The sequence below is a fragment of the Actinocrispum sp. NPDC049592 genome, assembly GCF_040675465.1.
Classification (GTDB): domain Bacteria; phylum Actinomycetota; class Actinomycetes; order Mycobacteriales; family Pseudonocardiaceae; genus Kibdelosporangium.
On sequence record NZ_JBFAPA010000014.1, the window covers coordinates 313,347 to 328,905 of the forward strand.

Genomic DNA, 15,559 nt, shown 5'->3' on the forward strand with positions numbered 1-15,559 from the left:
GGTGTCGTTTTTTCGCTAGCGGGGATGTCCGCGGTGGGTGATGCTGGGGGAATGCACGAGGACAGGGAGCGGTGTGTACGCGCGGTCCAGGCCAAGGACGCCCGGTTCGACGGCTGGTTCTTCACCGCGGTGCTGACCACGAGGATCTACTGCCGGCCGAGCTGCCCGGTGGTCCCGCCCAAGGTCCAGAACATGCGCTTCTACCCGAGCGCGGCCGCCGCCCAGCAGGCCGGCTTCCGGGCGTGCAAACGTTGCCGTCCCGACGCCACGCCCGGGTCGCCACAGTGGAACGAACGCGCCGACCTGGTGGCCCGGGCGATGCGCCTGATCGCCGACGGTGTCGTCGACCGCGACGGCGTTCCGGGGCTGGCCGCCCGGCTGGGCTACAGCGTCCGCCAGATCCAGCGGCAGCTGGTGGCCGAGCTGGGCGCGGGGCCGCTGGCGTTGGCCCGCGCGCAACGAGCCCAGACCGCCCGGCTGCTGATCGAGACCACCTCGGAGCCGCTCGGCGATGTCGCTTTCGCCTCGGGGTTCGGCAGCGTGCGGACGTTCAACGACACCGTCCGGGAGATCTTCGGCGTGACACCGGGGGAGTTGCGGGCGAAGAGCCGGCAGCGGCCTTCGTCCTCGCCGGGCTCGCTGGTGCTGCGGTTGCCGTTCCGGAGTCCACTGTGTCCGGACAACCTGTTCGGGCATCTGGCGGCGACTGCGGTTCCCGGCGTGGAGGAATGGCGGGCGGGCGCGTACCGGCGGACTTTGCGGCTACCACATGGGCATGGCATTGCCGCGCTGCGGCCGACCCCGGACTACATCGAGTGCCGGCTCACCCTCACCGACCTGCGGGACCTCTCGGTCGCGATCACCCGCTGCCGGTGGACGCTCGACCTGGACGCGGACCCGATCGCCATCGATGACCTCCTGCGTGCGGACCCGTTGCTGGCTCCGTTGGTGGACAAGGCTCCTGGCCGCCGGGTACCGCGCACGGTAGACGGCAACGAGTTCGCGGTGCGAGCAGTGCTGGGCCAGCAGGTGTCGACAGCGGCCGCGAGGACCCATGCCGCCCGGCTGGTCACGGCCTGTGGCGATCCGGTCGAGGACCCGGAAGGCGGGCTGACCCACCTGTTCCCGGACATGGCCACGCTGGCCGAACTGGATCCCGGCACGTTCGCCATGCCGCAGTCCCGCCGCACCACGCTGACCAGGCTGATCACCGCGCTGGCCGCCGGGGAGATCGACCTCGGCCTCGGCGCCGACTGGCAGCAGGCGCGCGAACAGCTCAAGACGTTGCCCGGGTTCGGGCCGTGGACCATCGAGTCGATCGCCATGCGCGCCCTCGGCGACCCGGATGCCTTCATCCCAGGGGACTTGGGCATCAAACGGGCCGCCGAGCAGCTCGGCATGCCCGCCAGCCCAGGCGCGCTCACCGCGCACGCCACGGCTTGGCGGCCGTGGCGGGCCTATGCGGTGCAGTACCTGTGGGCGACCGGTGACCATCCGATCAACCGGCTGCCCGGCACGTCCTGAGATCGATGGTGTGGCCGCCGATGGTCATCTCGGTGGCGTCGAACGGAACCCGGCAGATCGGGGTGTCCAGGTGGTACGGCTCCGGCCGGACGGGGCGTCCGTCCACAGTGAACGGAAGATCCCAGTGCAGGCTGAGGTTTCGGGAACCCCATCGGGGTCAGCACCCAGCGGCCGTGCGGGCCCCACGGCGAGCCGTCCGGACTGAGCAAAGTGGACAGCTCGAGGTCCGCCCGCCACCGACCGGCGACCAGCAAGTCCCGCACGCCACCCCGCCGGTCGAGCCGGTGCTCGCTCATCTCCAGTCCCGTCTGCGTGATCGGCAACACCACCTCGAAGATGCCAACCGCGCAGCGGGAACCGGTAGTCCCGGCCCGGAATCAGCCCAATGGTTCACGCGTTCACAACACCGGGGTCATGCACCGGTTGGCCAGTGGTTGGCCAACCCGCCGTTCCAGCCGCTATGTTGCTCTCGGTGACCGAAGCTGAGCGGGCGACCTTCCGGGATGTGGCCGCCGTCGGTGAGTTCCGGGCGTTGTTCGCCGCTCAGCTGGCATCCGTCGCGGGGGACCAGCTGGCGCGGGTGGCGGTGTCGATCCTGGTGTTCTCGCGGACGCAGTCGCCTGCGTGGGCAGCGGCCGCCTATGCGTTGACGTTCCTGCCGGATCTGGTGAGCGGGCCGTTGCTGGCTTGGCTGGCCGACCGGTATCCGCGGCGGTCCGTGATGGTCGCCGCGGACCTCGCCAGGACCGTGCTGGTGGCCGCGATGGCGTTGCCGGGAACGCCGTTGCCTGTGGTGGCAGCACTTCTGACCGGCGTGCAACTCCTCAACGCGCCATGGGCGGCGGCGAGGGCAGCCCTGTTGCCGCAGGTGTTGCCGGGGGACCGGTTCGCCGTCGGGATGGCGGTCTTCACCATCACCACCCAGACCGCGCAGGTCGTCGGGTTTGCAGCGGGCGGGCTGGCAGTCGCCGGGCTGACGCCCCACGGCGCGTTGTGGCTGGACGCGGGGAGCTTCCTGGTTTCGGCGCTGGTGGTGCGGTTCGGGGTGAAGCACCGCGCGACCCCGCACCACGAACGTTCAAGAACGCCGTGGCTGTCGGGAATCGCGGTGGTGTGGCGGGATCGGCGGTTGACCGCGTTGATCGCGCTCGGCTGCGTTTCCGGGTTCGCCATCGCGGGCGAGGCCGTCGTGACCCCGTACGCGGCCGAAATCGGCGGCGGCGCGGTCGCGGTGGGATTCCTGCTGGCCGCATACGCGATCGGCAATGTCATTGGCGTGACCGCGCTGACGCGATTCCCACCCGTTCGCCGCCGCGGTCTGCTGGTACCGCTGGCGGTATTGTCCTGCGCTCCGCTGACACTCTGCGTGAGCAATCCGGGGGTGCCCGCAACGATGGTCCTCTGGGCATTTTCCGGGGCCGCGAGCGCCTACAACCTGACCGCCTCCACGCTTTTCGTCCAGTCGGTGCCGGACGCCCTGCGTGCGCGGACATTCGGGGTGGCGATCACCGGGCTGCGGGTGTCCCAGGGAGCGGGAGTCCTGGCCGCCGGGCTGGCCGCCGAATACCTAGCCCCGCACATTGTCGTGGCCATTGCCGGGGCGCTGGGAATGCTGGCCGCGCTGGGGGCGGGCTGGTGGTGGCACAAGGCCACCCGCCAGCCCGCGCGCTGATGGGTCAGCGCCGCGCCCAGTCCACGGGCCGCTGGAGACGGGCACGCCAGTCAACGGGCCGGCCGGTCTGGGCTGCGGATGTGGTGTTGTTCATGACTGCCTCCACTTGTGGTGATGACATTGCGTGACGCAGGTGGCCACCTCTGGCCTAGTGACACGTAGATCGTTTGCAATTACAGTGCGAATTCTCCGCGTGTGGCAGGGGTGTCCGTGGTGCGATTGTCCAAGGCCGGTGCCCGCCGACGAAACGGCGCGCTCAATCCGCGCGGCTGGTCGGTCTGGTCATTGCCGCGCCCGGTGGTCGTCTACATCCTCACGGTCGAGGCTTTCGCCCTGGTCGTCGTCGGATTTACCGCGACCGTGGTGCCGATCACCACCCAGTCCCTGATCTGGTTCGCGATGTTGCTCGCCGGTGAAATCACTCACTTGGAGGCAGCACGCGGCATCGAGCGAATACGCGAACTGGGCGCCGAGGGCCGCCCGCATATGCACCTGCAGTCGATTTGGATCTTCGCCGCGCTGCTGTTGCTGCCGCCCCCGCTGGTCGCGGTGGTGATTGTGGTGAGCTACACGCATTCGTGGATCCGGGTTTACCGGCGGCGGGGCGTGCTGCACCGGAAAGTGTTCTCCGCCTGCTCGGTCATCACCGCCTGCTCGGCCGCCGGAGTCGTGCTCAAGCTGGGCACCGGCGGTTTTCTCGCGCCCTATATGCCGCATCTGGACGGTTTCACCGGCGTGGTCACCCTGATCGGCGCCGGCGCCACGTACTTCCTGGTCAACTACGCCATGGTGGTCGCGGTCATCATCGCGACGAACCCCGCCAACCCCGGCCGGACCGCCCTGGGCAACCTGTCCGACGTGCTGATCGTGAACGCCGCGGTCGGCGTAGGCTCGGGAATCGCCCTGGTCATGACCGTGCGGCCGTGGCTGCTGCCGGTCCTGGTGGCCACACCCCTGGCCCTGCAGATCGGCCTGCTGCTGCCGCAGTTCCAGGCCGCCGCCCGCACCGACTCCAAGACCGCCCTGCTCGACCCGTCGTTCTGGACCGAGGTCGCCCGGCGGGAGCTGATCCGCGCCCGCCGGCTGAACTCGACCCTGGGCGTGCTGATCATCGACATCGACCACTTCAAGGACATCGACGACAGCTTCGGGCACCTCGCCGGCGACGAGGTGCTCAGAGCCGTGGCGACCACCCTGCGTGACCAGGTGCGGGGCGGAGACTTCGTCGGCCGCTACGGCGGGGACGAGTTCGCGGTGCTGCTGCCGGGCACAGCGGGTGAGGAGCTGCGGATCGTCGCCGACCGGATCAGGCAGGCGATCAGCCGCATCGAGGTCTCCGTGCACGCCATCAACTGCGAGGAGCCGCGCCCGATCAGCGGGCTCACCGCGTCGATCGGCGCGGCCTCCTACCCGGAGACCGCCGCCGAGCTCACCCCGCTCCTGCTGGCCGCGGACCAGGCGTTGTACGACGCCAAGAACACCGGCCGCGACCAGACCTCGATGGCCGGCTGACTCACCCGACCCAGACCGTCTTGGCGTTGCAGAACTCCCGGATGCCCAGGTCGGCCAGCTCCCGCCCGTACCCGGAGTGCTTCACCCCGCCGAACGGCAGCGCCGGGTAGGACGTGGTCATCCCGTTGATGAACACCTGTCCGGCCTCCAGCTCCGCCACGAACCGGCGCTGTTCGTCCGGGTCGGTGGTCCACGCGTTGGAGCCCAGGCCGAAGTCGGTGGCGTTGGCCAGGTCGATCGCCGTGCCGATGTCCGGCACCTCGAACAGCTGCGCGACCGGGCCGAACACCTCCTCGCGGTACATCCGCATCGCGGGCGTGACACCGGTGATCACGGTTGGCGGGTAGAACCAGCCGGGCCCGTCGACGCGTTCGCCGCCGCACAGAATGGAAGCGCCGTGCCGCACGGCGTCCTCGACGAGGTCCTCGACGTCCTTGCGGCCCTGTTCGGTCGCGAGCGGACCGATGTCGGTGTCCGGGTCCAGCGGGTCGCCGATGGTCAGCGCGGACATCCGCTTGACGAACAGCTCGCGGAACTCCGTGGCCACGTCGGTGTGCACGATGAACCGCTTGGCCGCGATGCAGCTCTGGCCGTTGTTCTGGCAGCGCGCCTTCACAGCGGTCGCGACGGCGCTTTCCAGGTCGGCCGAGGGCATCACGACGAACGGGTCGCTGCCGCCCAGCTCCAGCACGGACTTCTTGATCTCGCGCCCGGCGATCTCGGCCACCGATCGCCCAGCCGCCTCGCTGCCGGTCAGCGTCACCGCGGCCACCCGCGGGTCGGTGAGCACCTGCTCGACCGCGTCCGAGCCGACCAGCAGGGTCTGGAACACATCCGGCGGGAATCCCGCGTCCAGGAACACGTCCTGCAGCTTGAGCGCGGTTCTGGGCACGTTGGAGGCGTGTTTGAGCAGGCCGACGTTGCCTGCCATCAGCGCGGGCGCGGCGAACCGGACGACCTGCCACAGCGGGAAGTTCCACGGCATCACGGCGAGCACGACCCCGAGTGGCTGCCACCGGACATAGGCCTTGCTGGCCGAAACCTCGGACGGATCTATCGGGTGATCTGTCAGGAATCTGGATGCGTTCTCCGCGTAGAACCGCATTGCCGACGCGCACTTTCCGGTCTCCGCACGGGCTTCCGCGACGGGCTTGCCCATCTCGCGCGTGATCAGCTCCGCGATCTCGTCCGCCTGGGCGTCCAGCAGGTCCGCCGCGGCGCGCAGCCATCCGGCCCGATCGGCGAAACTCGTGTGCTGGTAAGTGTTTGCCGCCTCATAGGCGCGCTCGATGCGCCCGGCGACCTCCTCGGCGGAGAACGGCTCGAACGTCCGCTCGGTCTCGCCGGTGGTGGGGTTGATACTTGCTATGGCCATACGACATGGGGTACCCAATCGAGGCGGACTTCATGCACCGTCCATTCTCGACATTCTCAAATCCTTACCTGATCGGGGTTGTTCGTGCCCGTCAGGCACGGATTCGTTCGTTCAGGTCGATTTCGGTGCCGGTGCTCAACTGGAATGCGTTGGTGTGTCTAACATCCAGCCCATGTCTCGAGGATTCAGCACTCCTTGCGCCCGTGAGATCGGCCACGAGATGCGTAAACGGCGGGAAGCGGCAAGGGTGTCGTCGGCGGCGCTGGCGCGCGGAGTGGGCTGGCACCCCAGCAAGCTCTCCCGCGTGGAGTCCGGGGAGTACCCGGTGTCGGATGTTGAGGTGTCGCGGTACCTGTCCTGGCTGCGGGTACCGCCCGAGGAGGTCGACTATGTGCTGGAGCTCAAGGCGATCGATGAGCGGGATTACGGATTCTGGCTTCGCCGGGCCGAGAATTCCGTCATGTCGCCGGCGTTGCGCAGTCTCGTGTACTACGAGGCCACCGCTTCCAAGTCGACGAGCTACGAACCGCTGGTGGTTCCCGGTCTGCTGCAGACCAGGGAGTACGCGGCGGCGTTGATCCGCGAGACCGCCGGGTCCGACGAGGACTTCGAACTGTTGCTGCAGGCCAGGATGGACCGCCAGGAGGTGTTCCGGCGCGAGCCCCGCGCGGAGTTCACCTTCTACATCCACGAACAGGCGTTGCGGCTGCCGATCGGCGACCCGCACGTGATGTCGGAGCAGTTGCTGCACCTCGTGTTCAGCTCGTCGCGGCCGAACGCGGTGATCCGGGTCGTGCCGTTGTCGGCGGGCGCGGCGGCGGTGTGCGGGGGTTCGTTCCGGTTGTTCGAGTACTCGAAACGGGACCGGCCGCTGGTGTACCAGTCCGGCACGGTGGCCGGCCTGTTCGTGGACGACGACGAGTACGTCGGCGGCTTCAGCAGGCTGGTGCCCAGGCTCGAGCGGGTCGCCCTGTCCGAGGGCGAATCGCTCGACCTGCTGGCCGCGATGGCCGGTGACTCGGAGCGGCTGAAACCCCAGCCGAGCACCCGGTAGCGGAATGGTTCAACCAATCGTCGGTTGTCCTCGGCCCTGGCCTGGGCTTACTGTTCAGTCGCAGACCGTTTTCTCTGGCGGCGCGAACCGGCGGCGATCTCGCCGGTTGCCAGGTGAGCAGTCACTTGGAGGTTCGCGCCCTGCAATCGGGACACCGTCCCGTTTTGCGAGCCAGAAAGGAGACAGGTATGCGCCGACTGGTCACATGCCTGCTGGGGCTGGGTTTGGCGATGACGACCGCCGCCCCGGTATCGACGGCGTCGCCCGCCGGGATCCAGGCCGACACCTGCGCGGTCAAGTCCCGGCCGTCCGGAAAAGTGCTGCAAGGCTACTGGGAGAACTGGGACGGCTCGTCCAACGGCGTGCACCCGCCGTTCGGCTGGGTCCCGATCACCGACACCCGGATGAAGGACCACGGCTACAACGTGATCAACGCGGCCTTCCCGGTCATCCGCTCGGACGGCACCGTCCTGTGGGAGAACGGGATGGACGCGGGGGTCAAGGTGTCCACGCCCGCCGAGATGTGCGCGGCCAAGGCGGCGGGCGCCACGATCCTGATGTCGATCGGCGGCGCGGCCGCCGGCATCGACCTCAGCTCGACCGCGGTGGCCAACAAGTTCGTGGCCACCATCGTGCCGATCCTGAAGAAGTACAACTTCGACGGGATCGACATCGACATCGAGACCGGCCTGACCAACACCGGCAACATCAACACGCTCTCGACGTCGCAGTCGAACCTGATCCGGATCATCGACGGCGTGCTCGGCCAGATGCCGTCCAACTTCGGCCTGACCATGGCCCCGGAGACCGCGTACGTCACCGGCGGCAGCATCACCTACGGCTCGATCTGGGGTGCCTACCTGCCGATCATCAAGAAGTACGCGGACAACGGCCGCCTCTGGTGGCTGAACATGCAGTACTACAACGGAAGCATGTACGGCTGCCACGGTGACTCGTACTCCGCGGGCACCGTGCAGGGCTTCACCGTGCAGACCCAGTGCCTGAACACGGGCCTGGTCGTGCAGGGCACCACCATCCGCGTGCCCTACGACAAGCAGGTCCCGGGCCTGCCCGCCCAGCCCGGCGCGGGCGGCGGCTACATGTCGCCCAGCCTGGTCTCCCAGGCCTACCGGTCCATCAGCGGCCTCAAGGGCCTGATGACCTGGTCGATCAACTGGGACGGCTCGAAGAACTGGACGTTCGGCAACAACGTCAAGTCACTCCAGGGCCGGTAGGAATCTCACGTTCGGGGGCTCGGCGACGTCTACTGGGCATGTACACGATCGTCGAGTCCCCGCTGGGGGAGCTGACCGTTGTCGCCCGCGAGGACGGGGCACTGACAGGGGTCTACTTCGAACAACACAGGCGACGCCCCGCGCAGGACACCTTCGGAGCGCGGCAGGACGCCGCGTTCGACGAGGTCAGGCGCCAGTTCGCCGAGTACTTCGCCGGTGAGCGCACCGAGTTCGACCTGCCCATGGCGCCCGTGGGGGACGAGTTCCAGCTGCGGGTCTGGGATCTGCTCAAGAAGATCCCGTACGGGGAGACCAGGTCCTACGGGGATCTGGCCCGTGAGCTGGGCGATGTCGCGCTGGCCCAGGCGATGGGTGCCGCCAATGGGCGAAATCCGTTGATGGTCGTCGTGCCCTGCCACCGGGTGGTGGGCGCGGATGGCAGCCTGGTCGGGTACGCGGGCGGGCTGGCCCGCAAGCGTACATTGATCGACCTGGAACAGGCGGATCTCACGAACCGGCTGTGGTGAGCGTCTACTGGGTGTGACCTTGCGACCTTTCGAACGGATCGTGGCCGAGTACGGCGCGATGGTGCTGCGGGTCTGCCGGGCCGTCCTCGGCCCGGCAGACGCCGAGGACGCCTGGTCGGAGACGTTCCTGTCGGCACTGAAGGCCTATCCTTCGCTGCCGGCGGACGCGAACGTCGAGGCGTGGCTGGTCACCATCGCGCACCGCAAGGCGATCGACATCGTGCGAGTGCGAAAGCCGATTCCGGTCCCGGTCATTCCGGAACGCGCGACGAGCCCGCCCGCGGCCGGCGACGGCCTGTGGGACGCGGTGAAGGCGTTGCCCGACAAGCAACGCCTGTCCGTGGCCTACCACTACCTGGCCGGCCTCCCGTTCAAGGAGGTCGCCGCGATCACCGGCGGCAGTACCGACGCGGCGCGCCGCGCGGCCGCCGATGGCATCAGGACTTTGCGCAGGACCTTCCAGGAGAGCAGTGATGAAGTTCCCTGACGTTGACCCGCGGACCGTGACCCGGCTGCGGGACCGGCTGGCCGCCGAGGCCGACCGCGAGGGTGTGCTCGATATCGCTTACCGCACAGTGGATACCCCGGTCGGATCGCTCATGCTCGTCGCGACCGAGCAGGGGCTGCTGCGGGTGGTGTTCGAGCGGGAGGGCCACGAGGCCGTGCTCGAGCACATCGCGGACGTGGTGAGCCCGCGGATCCTCCAGGCCGCCAAGCGGCTGGACGAACCGTGGCGCCAGCTGGACGAGTACTTCGCCGGGGACCGGCGGCGGTTCGAGCTGCCGCTGGATCTCCGGCTGGCCAAGGGGTTCCGGCGCACCGTGCTGGACCACCTGCCGGACATCGCATATGGACAGACGTGGAGCTACGCGCAAGTCGCCGCTGCCGCGGGAAGTCCGCGTGCGGTGCGGGCGGTGGGATCGGCGTGTGCGACGAACCCGATTCCGATTGTTGTTCCGTGCCACCGGGTTGTCCGGTCCGACGGGACCTACGGCGAGTACGTGGGCAGCCCGGAGAACAAGGTGCGACTACTGACGATGGAGGCGGCATGACCGATCGTTTCGCCAAACGCGTCGCCGCGGCCGACTGGGCGGCGGTGACCGACGAGGTCAACGAGCACGGCTGTGCTTTGCTGCCGCAGCTGGTGACTCCGGCTGAGGCAGCGAAGATCGCGGCCCTGTACGACGATGTCTCGCACTTCCGCGCGACCATCGACATGAACCGCTACCGGTTCGGCAGCGGGGAGTACCGGTACTTCGCGGCTCCCTTCCCCACTCCGGTCGAGGAGTTGCGGCAGGCGTTGTACCCGCGGTTGTTGCCGATCGCCCGCGACTGGTGGGCCAAGCTCGGTCGCAGTCCTGAGTGGCCGGACACTTTGGACGAATGGCTGGACCAGTGTCACTCCGCCGGACAGACTCGGCCGACACCCATCCTGCTTCGGTATGGGCCGGGTGACTGGAACGCGCTGCACCGGGATCTGTACGGCGACAAGGTGTTTCCGCTCCAGGTCGTGATCAACCTGAACGCGCCGGGGGAGGACCACACCGGCGGTGAGTTCCTGCTGGTCGAGCAGCGGCCGCGGGCTCAGTCCCGGGGCACTTCGACGCTGATCCCGCAGGGGCACGGCCTGGTGTTCACGACTCGTGACCGTCCGGTGCGGTCGGCTCGTGGCTGGTCGGCTTCCCCGGTGCGGCATGGGGTTTCCACCATCCGGTCAGGGCAGCGACACACCCTGGGTCTGGTGTTTCACGACGCTGCCTGATCGGTCGCTTTGTCTTCCAGGAACGGGTTCGGGCCCGCCGGGCAGACCGTTCCCTGTGGCGGCAACGCTCTGGAGATCAGGTACGCGTCAATGTACGTGCGGGAACAGTCATCGCGGAAGTACGCGGTGTGGCCCCAGCCGGCGTAGGTGAGCAGGCGGCTGCCCTCGATGTTGCGGGCACTCGCCTGCGCTCCGGAGTACCCGGTGATGCCGTCGAACTTGTTGCCGACGACCAACGCCGAAGCCTTGGTGTGCCAGGGGCCGGTGAACCTGTCCTTGTTGGGCGGCCAGAAACTGCAGCCCGCCGTGGTCCACCACCAGTAGCGGCCGAACCTTGACCCGGCTTCGGCCCATTTGCTTGTGGCGCTGTATTCCTTCGTGGTGAGGGGGACGTCGGTGTCGGCGCAGGTTGTGCCGTAGAAGGTCTGGTCGGCGATCGGGTCTTCCGTGGGCACTGCCCAGAGGGGGAGTTCGGCGTCCGGTTTCGCGGTGGCGAGGTCGTTGAGGAACCGGGTGAACTCCGGCCACATGGCGGGGGAGTACATTGCCGCGCCTGCGATGTTGACCAGCATCCGGTAGTCCACTGTGGTCGGACCTGGTGTGGCCGGTGTGGCCTTGATCTGGTCGGCGAGTCGTTCCCAGCGGGCTTTGGCGCTCTGTTCTGCCTTGTGGAAGGCGCATCTCGGGCCGGCTTCGTCGCAGAGGCGGAGGAGTTCGTCGAGTTCCTTGCCGGTGCTGACCCGGTTGTCGGCGATCTGCCATCCCGTTGTCCACAGTGCGGGATCGACTGCGCCGTCGATTGCCAGCACCCTCACGGTATCCGGGAACATCGCGGCGTAGGTGTGACCGATGAAGCTGCCGTAGGAGAAGCCGAGGTAGTTGAGTTTCGGGTCGCCTACCGCGCGGCGCAACAGATCCATGTCCCGGGCGACATCCGCGGTGCTCATGTGCTGGGCGATGGGCTGGCGGAGGCATTTCGGGCCGAGCTGGCGGAAATGGGTCACATACGCGCGTTCTTCCGCTGGCGTGTAGGGGACTCTTGCCGCGGGGGCGGTGAAGAACTCCTTGGCTTCGGAGTCGGTTGCGAAGCAGCTCAGCCGGGTGGACCGGGCGATGCCGCGCGGGTCGAAGCCCACGATATCGAACCGGCCGGAGAGGTCAGTGGAGAGCACATCTCCATGGGAGAACACGAAATCGACTGCGGATCCGCCCGGGCCGCCCGGGTTGACGAACAACGAGCCGATCCGGTGTTCGGTGTCCGTGGCGGGTTTGCGGACGAGGGCGAGGGCGATTGTGGACTCTTGCGGGCGGTCGTAGTCCAGGGGGACGGCGACTTTGGCGCATTCGAAGCCGATGAGCTGTTCTTCGCAGGTTCCCCAGGTTATCGCCGGGACTTCGAGGCGGGCCGGGACGGATGCCGCGACCGGCGCGGAGAGCATCGACGCCGCCAGTGCCAGTCCCGGCAGGACGGTGATGGCTCGGCGCATGAAGACCTATGCAAGCGGTCGTGTTGCCGCTGGTCAATGCGATCGGCGAGAACCTGCCCATCCCCGGGAGTGCACTGTGGACCCGGTGGACGGTTGGGTCGGGGGCTCGGCGCGCTCGGGAGCGGTTCGATTTGGTTTGGGGTGGCCCGGCGCCCGGATCGCGCCATCTCCGAGCCGAGCCTCCGGGATCGTGCCCACTCTCGGGACCGAGCCCCTTGAGGCGTGCCCAGCCGTCGGGCCCAGGCCCAGCCGCGGGTGTCGCGCTCGGAATGCGATGGGTCGGTCACTCTCTGTGTAGCGGCGGAGGGGCTGGTGGGGTGGGGATCGTGGGACCTTTAGACTGCTGACTGGTTAGGTATGGCTTTCCTAATGTGAGGGTGACTGTGGCTGGTCGGCGCGGGCTGGTGCTGGGTATTGCCTGGTTGCTGGTGGTGGTGGCGATCATGCTCAGTCTGGGGGTGGGGAATCTGGGGATCCCGCTTGGTGATGTGTGGCGCGCGGTGTTCAGTCCCGATGACTCTGCGCACACGCTGATCGTGCGCACGCAGCGTATGCCCCGCACGCTCCTGGGCCTGCTTACCGGTGCGGCGCTGGCGACTGCGGGGGTGTTGATGCAGTCGCTCACGCGCAATCCGCTGGCCGACCCGCGGATCATGGGTGTGAGCTCGGGGGCGTCGCTTGGTGTGGTTGTCGCCATCGCGTTGTTCGGGGTGGAGACGCTGCCCGGGTACGTGTGGTTCGGGGTTGTGGGGGCGTTGGCGAGTGGGTTCCTGGTGTACTGGCTGGCCGCGCGGACGGGGTCGAGCCCGGTGACGTTGGCGCTGGTGGGGGCGGCTTTGAACGCGTCCTTCGGGGCGGTTGTGATCGCGATCCTGACGGTCGACGCGGGTACGTTCGACGAGTTCCGGTTCTGGGTGATCGGGTCGCTGGCCGGCCGGCCCACCGAGGTCACCGTCCAAGTCATGCCGTTCATCGCCGTCGGACTCCTCCTCGCGGTCATCTCGGCGAGGGGACTGGACGCGTTGGCGTTGGGTGACGATGTGGCGACGGGGCTTGGTAGCCGGGTTGCCGCGACGAGGCTCACGGCTGCGGCTGGGGCGGTGTTGCTGACCGGGGCTGCTGTTGCCGCAACGGGTCCGATCGGGTTCGTTGGGCTCGCGGTACCGCATTTCGCGCGTGCGTTGGTAGGCAGTGATCACCGGTGGCTTCTGGCCGTGAGTGTGCCGATGGGGGCGGTGTTCCTGCTGCTGTCCGATGTGGTCGGCCGGGTGGTGATCCTGCCGGACGAGATCCGCGCGGGGGTGGTCACGGCGGTGATCGGCGCGCCGATTCTGCTGTTGCTGGTGCGGCGGCCGAAGTTGGTGCTCGCGTGACCCGTCTCGTGCTGCGGCCCGCCCCGGCCGTTTCGTTCACCCTGCATCGGCGAGGTGTTGTCGTTGGGGTGGGACTCCTTGTCCTGCTTGCGGTTGTGTTCGTCGGCGCGTTGTGCATCGGGTCGACGAGCGTGCAGCCCGGGGATGTTCTCCGCGCGGTCTTCGGCATTCCCACCTGGGCCGGGAAAGTCGTCGAACTCCGGATCCCGCGCACTGTGCTGGCCGTGGTGATCGGTGTGGCGCTGGGGTTGGCGGGCGCGTTGCTGCAAGGCGTGAGCCGCAACCCGTTGGCCAGCCCGGATGTCATCGGCGTCTCGCAGGGCGCCGGGCTGGCGGCGACGATGGTGATCGTGGCCGGGGCACCGGTCGCTGTGCTTCCTCCGGCCGCGTTGATCGGCGGACTTGGCGCGGCTGCTGTGGTTCTGGCGTTCGGCCGCGGAAACCGCTTTGTGCTGGCCGGAATCGCGGTCGCGGTCGCGGTGAAGGCCATCACCGAGATCTTCATCGTCGGAGCGGCCCCGATCGACGGGCAACGCGCGCAGATCTGGCTGATCGGCACGCTCGCCGGCTGGGGCTACGACGAAGCGTTGGTCGTCGCGATCGTTGTCGTGGCGCTGATTCCCGTACTGCTGTGGGCCGGGCGCGCGCTGGACACGTCGGCGCTTTCGGACGACGTCGCCCGCGCGATCGGAGTCCGGGTCGGCGCCCGCAAACTCGTGCTGGCCATCGCGGGTGTGGTGCTGGCGGCGTTCGCGACCGCACAGGTCGGCGCGGTCGACTTCGTCGCACTGGCCGCCCCGCAGATCGCCCGCCAGCTCGCCAAAGCCGAACGCCCGCCCTTGTTCTGCGCGGCCCTGACCGGGGCCGTGCTCACCGTGGTGGCCGATACCGCGGCACGAACCGTGTTCGCCCCCACCCAGCTCCCAGTCGGGGTGCTCACGGCCGCACTCGGCGGCCCGTACCTGGTCTGGTTGTTAGTGCGCCGCAAGCGCTGATCGAAGGGAACACCAATGCGCAAGTTCGCCACGGTGCTGGCCGCCGTGCTCGCGTTGAGCGCGTGCGGGACCGGCACCACCCCGCCCAGCGGCGACGCGGCCCAGCAGCAACAGGGACAGACCCGCACCATCAAGCACGCGATGGGTGAGACGAAGGTCCCCGCCACACCCCAGCGAGTGGTCGTGCTCGACTCCGACAAGCTCGACACGTTGTCCTCGCTGGGGCTCACCCCGATCGGCGCGACCGTCGGCGCGGACAGCCCGACCCTGCCCAAGTACCTGAACCTGCGGAACGTGAAGACCGTGGGCACCTTGCAGGAGCCCGATCTGGACGCGATCCGCGCGCTCAAACCGGACCTGATCCTGGGATCCAAGTTCCGCCAGGAGAAGTTCTACGACGAACTGTCCACAATCGCCCCCACGGTGTTCACCGAGCTGGTCGGCATCACCTGGAAGGACAACTTCCTGCTGGACGCCGACGCGCTGGGCAAGAAGGCGGAAGCCCAGGCGCTGCTGGACAAGTACACCGCGCGGGCCAAGGACCTGAAGAAGACCTCGCAGAAGGTGTCCATCGTGCGGTTCCGGCCGGACGAGATCCGTGTGTACGGGCCGGACTCGTTCGCGGGCATCGTGCTCAAGGACGCCGGCGTGCCGCGCCCGGACCGCCAGCTGCTGGCGGACAAGAAGGACAAGCGGTTCGACAAGGTCAGCCCGGAACGGGTGCAGGAGGTCGACGGGGACGTGATCTTCGTGTCCGCGTACGGCGAGAAGGCCGCGCAGCGCCAGTCCGAGGTGACCGCGGGTCCATTGTGGACCAAGCTGGGCGCGGTCGCGGCCGGCAAGGTGTTCGTTGTGGACGATGAGACCTGGATGACCGGCATCGGCGTGACGGCCGCCAACAAGATCCTGGACGACCTCGCGGCGCACCTGTCCTGAGATGGGAGTGGCTGGCCCGCGGGGGCGCCACAGCCCGCCATGCGCGCCCGCCTGGGCGGGGTGGTGGGGGTGGTTTTTTTGCACGTATTTGGGGAGTCGGTGGGGGT

General features: G+C 68.3%; 14 protein-coding genes. 12 read left to right on the forward strand and 2 right to left on the reverse strand.

The annotated features are described in order from the left end of the window. The first annotated feature begins 51 nt into the window (after positions 1 to 51). From AB0J95_RS32135 to AB0J95_RS32145, 3 genes are all read left to right on the forward strand, one after another. Positions 52 to 1,524, forward strand: coding sequence for an AlkA N-terminal domain-containing protein (locus AB0J95_RS32135; RefSeq protein ID WP_364766208.1), 1,473 nt, complete (start codon positions 52 to 54; stop codon positions 1,522 to 1,524). Positions 1,525 to 1,996: 472 nt separating this feature from the next. Next, positions 1,997 to 3,196, forward strand: a complete 1,200-nt coding sequence (locus AB0J95_RS32140; protein WP_364766211.1) for an MFS transporter — start codon at positions 1,997 to 1,999, stop codon at positions 3,194 to 3,196. 213 nt (positions 3,197 to 3,409) lie between these two features. After that, on the forward strand, positions 3,410 to 4,708 hold the full coding sequence (locus tag AB0J95_RS32145; RefSeq protein ID WP_364766214.1) for a GGDEF domain-containing protein: 1,299 nt from the start codon (positions 3,410 to 3,412) through the stop codon (positions 4,706 to 4,708). A gap of 1 nt (position 4,709) precedes the next feature. On the opposite strand, the gene AB0J95_RS32150 is transcribed toward AB0J95_RS32145, so the two are convergent. Then, complete coding sequence (locus AB0J95_RS32150; protein ID WP_364766217.1) at positions 4,710 to 6,083, reverse strand: NADP-dependent succinic semialdehyde dehydrogenase; 1,374 nt, start codon at positions 6,081 to 6,083, stop codon at positions 4,710 to 4,712. Positions 6,084 to 6,255: 172 nt separating this feature from the next. Here AB0J95_RS32150 and AB0J95_RS32155 point away from each other — a divergent pair, with 172 nt between their 5' ends. From AB0J95_RS32155 to AB0J95_RS32180, 6 genes are all read left to right on the forward strand, one after another. Continuing rightward, positions 6,256 to 7,137 (forward strand): helix-turn-helix transcriptional regulator, encoded by an 882-nt coding sequence (locus AB0J95_RS32155; RefSeq protein ID WP_364766220.1) that lies wholly within the window; start codon positions 6,256 to 6,258, stop codon positions 7,135 to 7,137. Positions 7,138 to 7,367: 230 nt separating this feature from the next. Next, positions 7,368 to 8,372: a chitinase gene (locus AB0J95_RS32160; protein WP_364766268.1), complete on the forward strand. Its 1,005-nt coding sequence runs from the start codon at positions 7,368 to 7,370 to the stop codon at positions 8,370 to 8,372. Between the two features lie 38 nt (positions 8,373 to 8,410). Continuing rightward, on the forward strand, positions 8,411 to 8,899 hold the full coding sequence (locus tag AB0J95_RS32165) for a methylated-DNA--[protein]-cysteine S-methyltransferase (RefSeq protein ID WP_364766223.1): 489 nt from the start codon (positions 8,411 to 8,413) through the stop codon (positions 8,897 to 8,899). Positions 8,900 to 8,912: 13 nt separating this feature from the next. After that, the gene (locus AB0J95_RS32170) at positions 8,913 to 9,386 is read left to right on the forward strand and encodes a sigma-70 family RNA polymerase sigma factor (protein WP_364766226.1); all 474 of its coding nucleotides are present in this window, start codon (positions 8,913 to 8,915) and stop codon (positions 9,384 to 9,386) included. Then, on the forward strand, positions 9,373 to 9,951 hold the full coding sequence (locus tag AB0J95_RS32175) for a methylated-DNA--[protein]-cysteine S-methyltransferase (protein WP_364766228.1): 579 nt from the start codon (positions 9,373 to 9,375) through the stop codon (positions 9,949 to 9,951). Before AB0J95_RS32170 ends, AB0J95_RS32175 begins: the two co-directional genes overlap by 14 nt. Next, positions 9,948 to 10,661: a 2OG-Fe(II) oxygenase gene (locus AB0J95_RS32180; RefSeq protein ID WP_364766231.1), complete on the forward strand. Its 714-nt coding sequence runs from the start codon at positions 9,948 to 9,950 to the stop codon at positions 10,659 to 10,661. The genes AB0J95_RS32175 and AB0J95_RS32180 overlap by 4 nt, the downstream gene beginning before the upstream one ends. On the opposite strand, the gene AB0J95_RS32185 is transcribed toward AB0J95_RS32180, so the two are convergent. Continuing rightward, positions 10,646 to 12,148, reverse strand: coding sequence for an alpha/beta hydrolase (locus AB0J95_RS32185; RefSeq protein ID WP_364766234.1), 1,503 nt, complete (start codon positions 12,146 to 12,148; stop codon positions 10,646 to 10,648). The two genes, AB0J95_RS32180 and AB0J95_RS32185, sit on opposite strands and share 16 nt — an antisense overlap. A 377-nt stretch (positions 12,149 to 12,525) precedes the next feature. On the opposite strand from AB0J95_RS32185, the gene AB0J95_RS32190 reads away from it, so the two are divergent. From AB0J95_RS32190 to AB0J95_RS32200, 3 genes are read left to right on the forward strand one after another with little or no spacing between them, the layout of a single operon-like run. Next, a complete protein-coding gene (locus AB0J95_RS32190) occupies positions 12,526 to 13,521 on the forward strand; it encodes an iron ABC transporter permease (RefSeq protein ID WP_364766237.1) in 996 nt (331 codons plus the stop codon). Further along, positions 13,518 to 14,516, forward strand: coding sequence for an iron ABC transporter permease (locus AB0J95_RS32195; RefSeq protein WP_364766240.1), 999 nt, complete (start codon positions 13,518 to 13,520; stop codon positions 14,514 to 14,516). Before AB0J95_RS32190 ends, AB0J95_RS32195 begins: the two co-directional genes overlap by 4 nt. Positions 14,517 to 14,531: 15 nt before the next feature. Next, positions 14,532 to 15,452 (forward strand): iron-siderophore ABC transporter substrate-binding protein, encoded by a 921-nt coding sequence (locus tag AB0J95_RS32200; RefSeq protein WP_364766242.1) that lies wholly within the window; start codon positions 14,532 to 14,534, stop codon positions 15,450 to 15,452. Positions 15,453 to 15,559 lie beyond the last annotated feature (107 nt).

Coding starts and splice junctions, on each gene's coding strand:
- AB0J95_RS32135 (WP_364766208.1), top strand. CDS start 52: ATGCACGAGGACAGGGAGCGGTGTGTACGCGCGGTCCAGGCCAAGGAC.
- AB0J95_RS32150 (WP_364766217.1), bottom strand. CDS start 6,083: ATGGCCATAGCAAGTATCAACCCCACCACCGGCGAGACCGAGCGGACG.
- AB0J95_RS32155 (WP_364766220.1), top strand. CDS start 6,256: ATGTCTCGAGGATTCAGCACTCCTTGCGCCCGTGAGATCGGCCACGAG.
- AB0J95_RS32160 (WP_364766268.1), top strand. CDS start 7,368: ATGACGACCGCCGCCCCGGTATCGACGGCGTCGCCCGCCGGGATCCAG.
- AB0J95_RS32165 (WP_364766223.1), top strand. CDS start 8,411: ATGTACACGATCGTCGAGTCCCCGCTGGGGGAGCTGACCGTTGTCGCC.
- AB0J95_RS32175 (WP_364766228.1), top strand. CDS start 9,373: ATGAAGTTCCCTGACGTTGACCCGCGGACCGTGACCCGGCTGCGGGAC.
- AB0J95_RS32180 (WP_364766231.1), top strand. CDS start 9,948: ATGACCGATCGTTTCGCCAAACGCGTCGCCGCGGCCGACTGGGCGGCG.
- AB0J95_RS32185 (WP_364766234.1), bottom strand. CDS start 12,148: ATGCGCCGAGCCATCACCGTCCTGCCGGGACTGGCACTGGCGGCGTCG.
- AB0J95_RS32200 (WP_364766242.1), top strand. CDS start 14,532: ATGCGCAAGTTCGCCACGGTGCTGGCCGCCGTGCTCGCGTTGAGCGCG.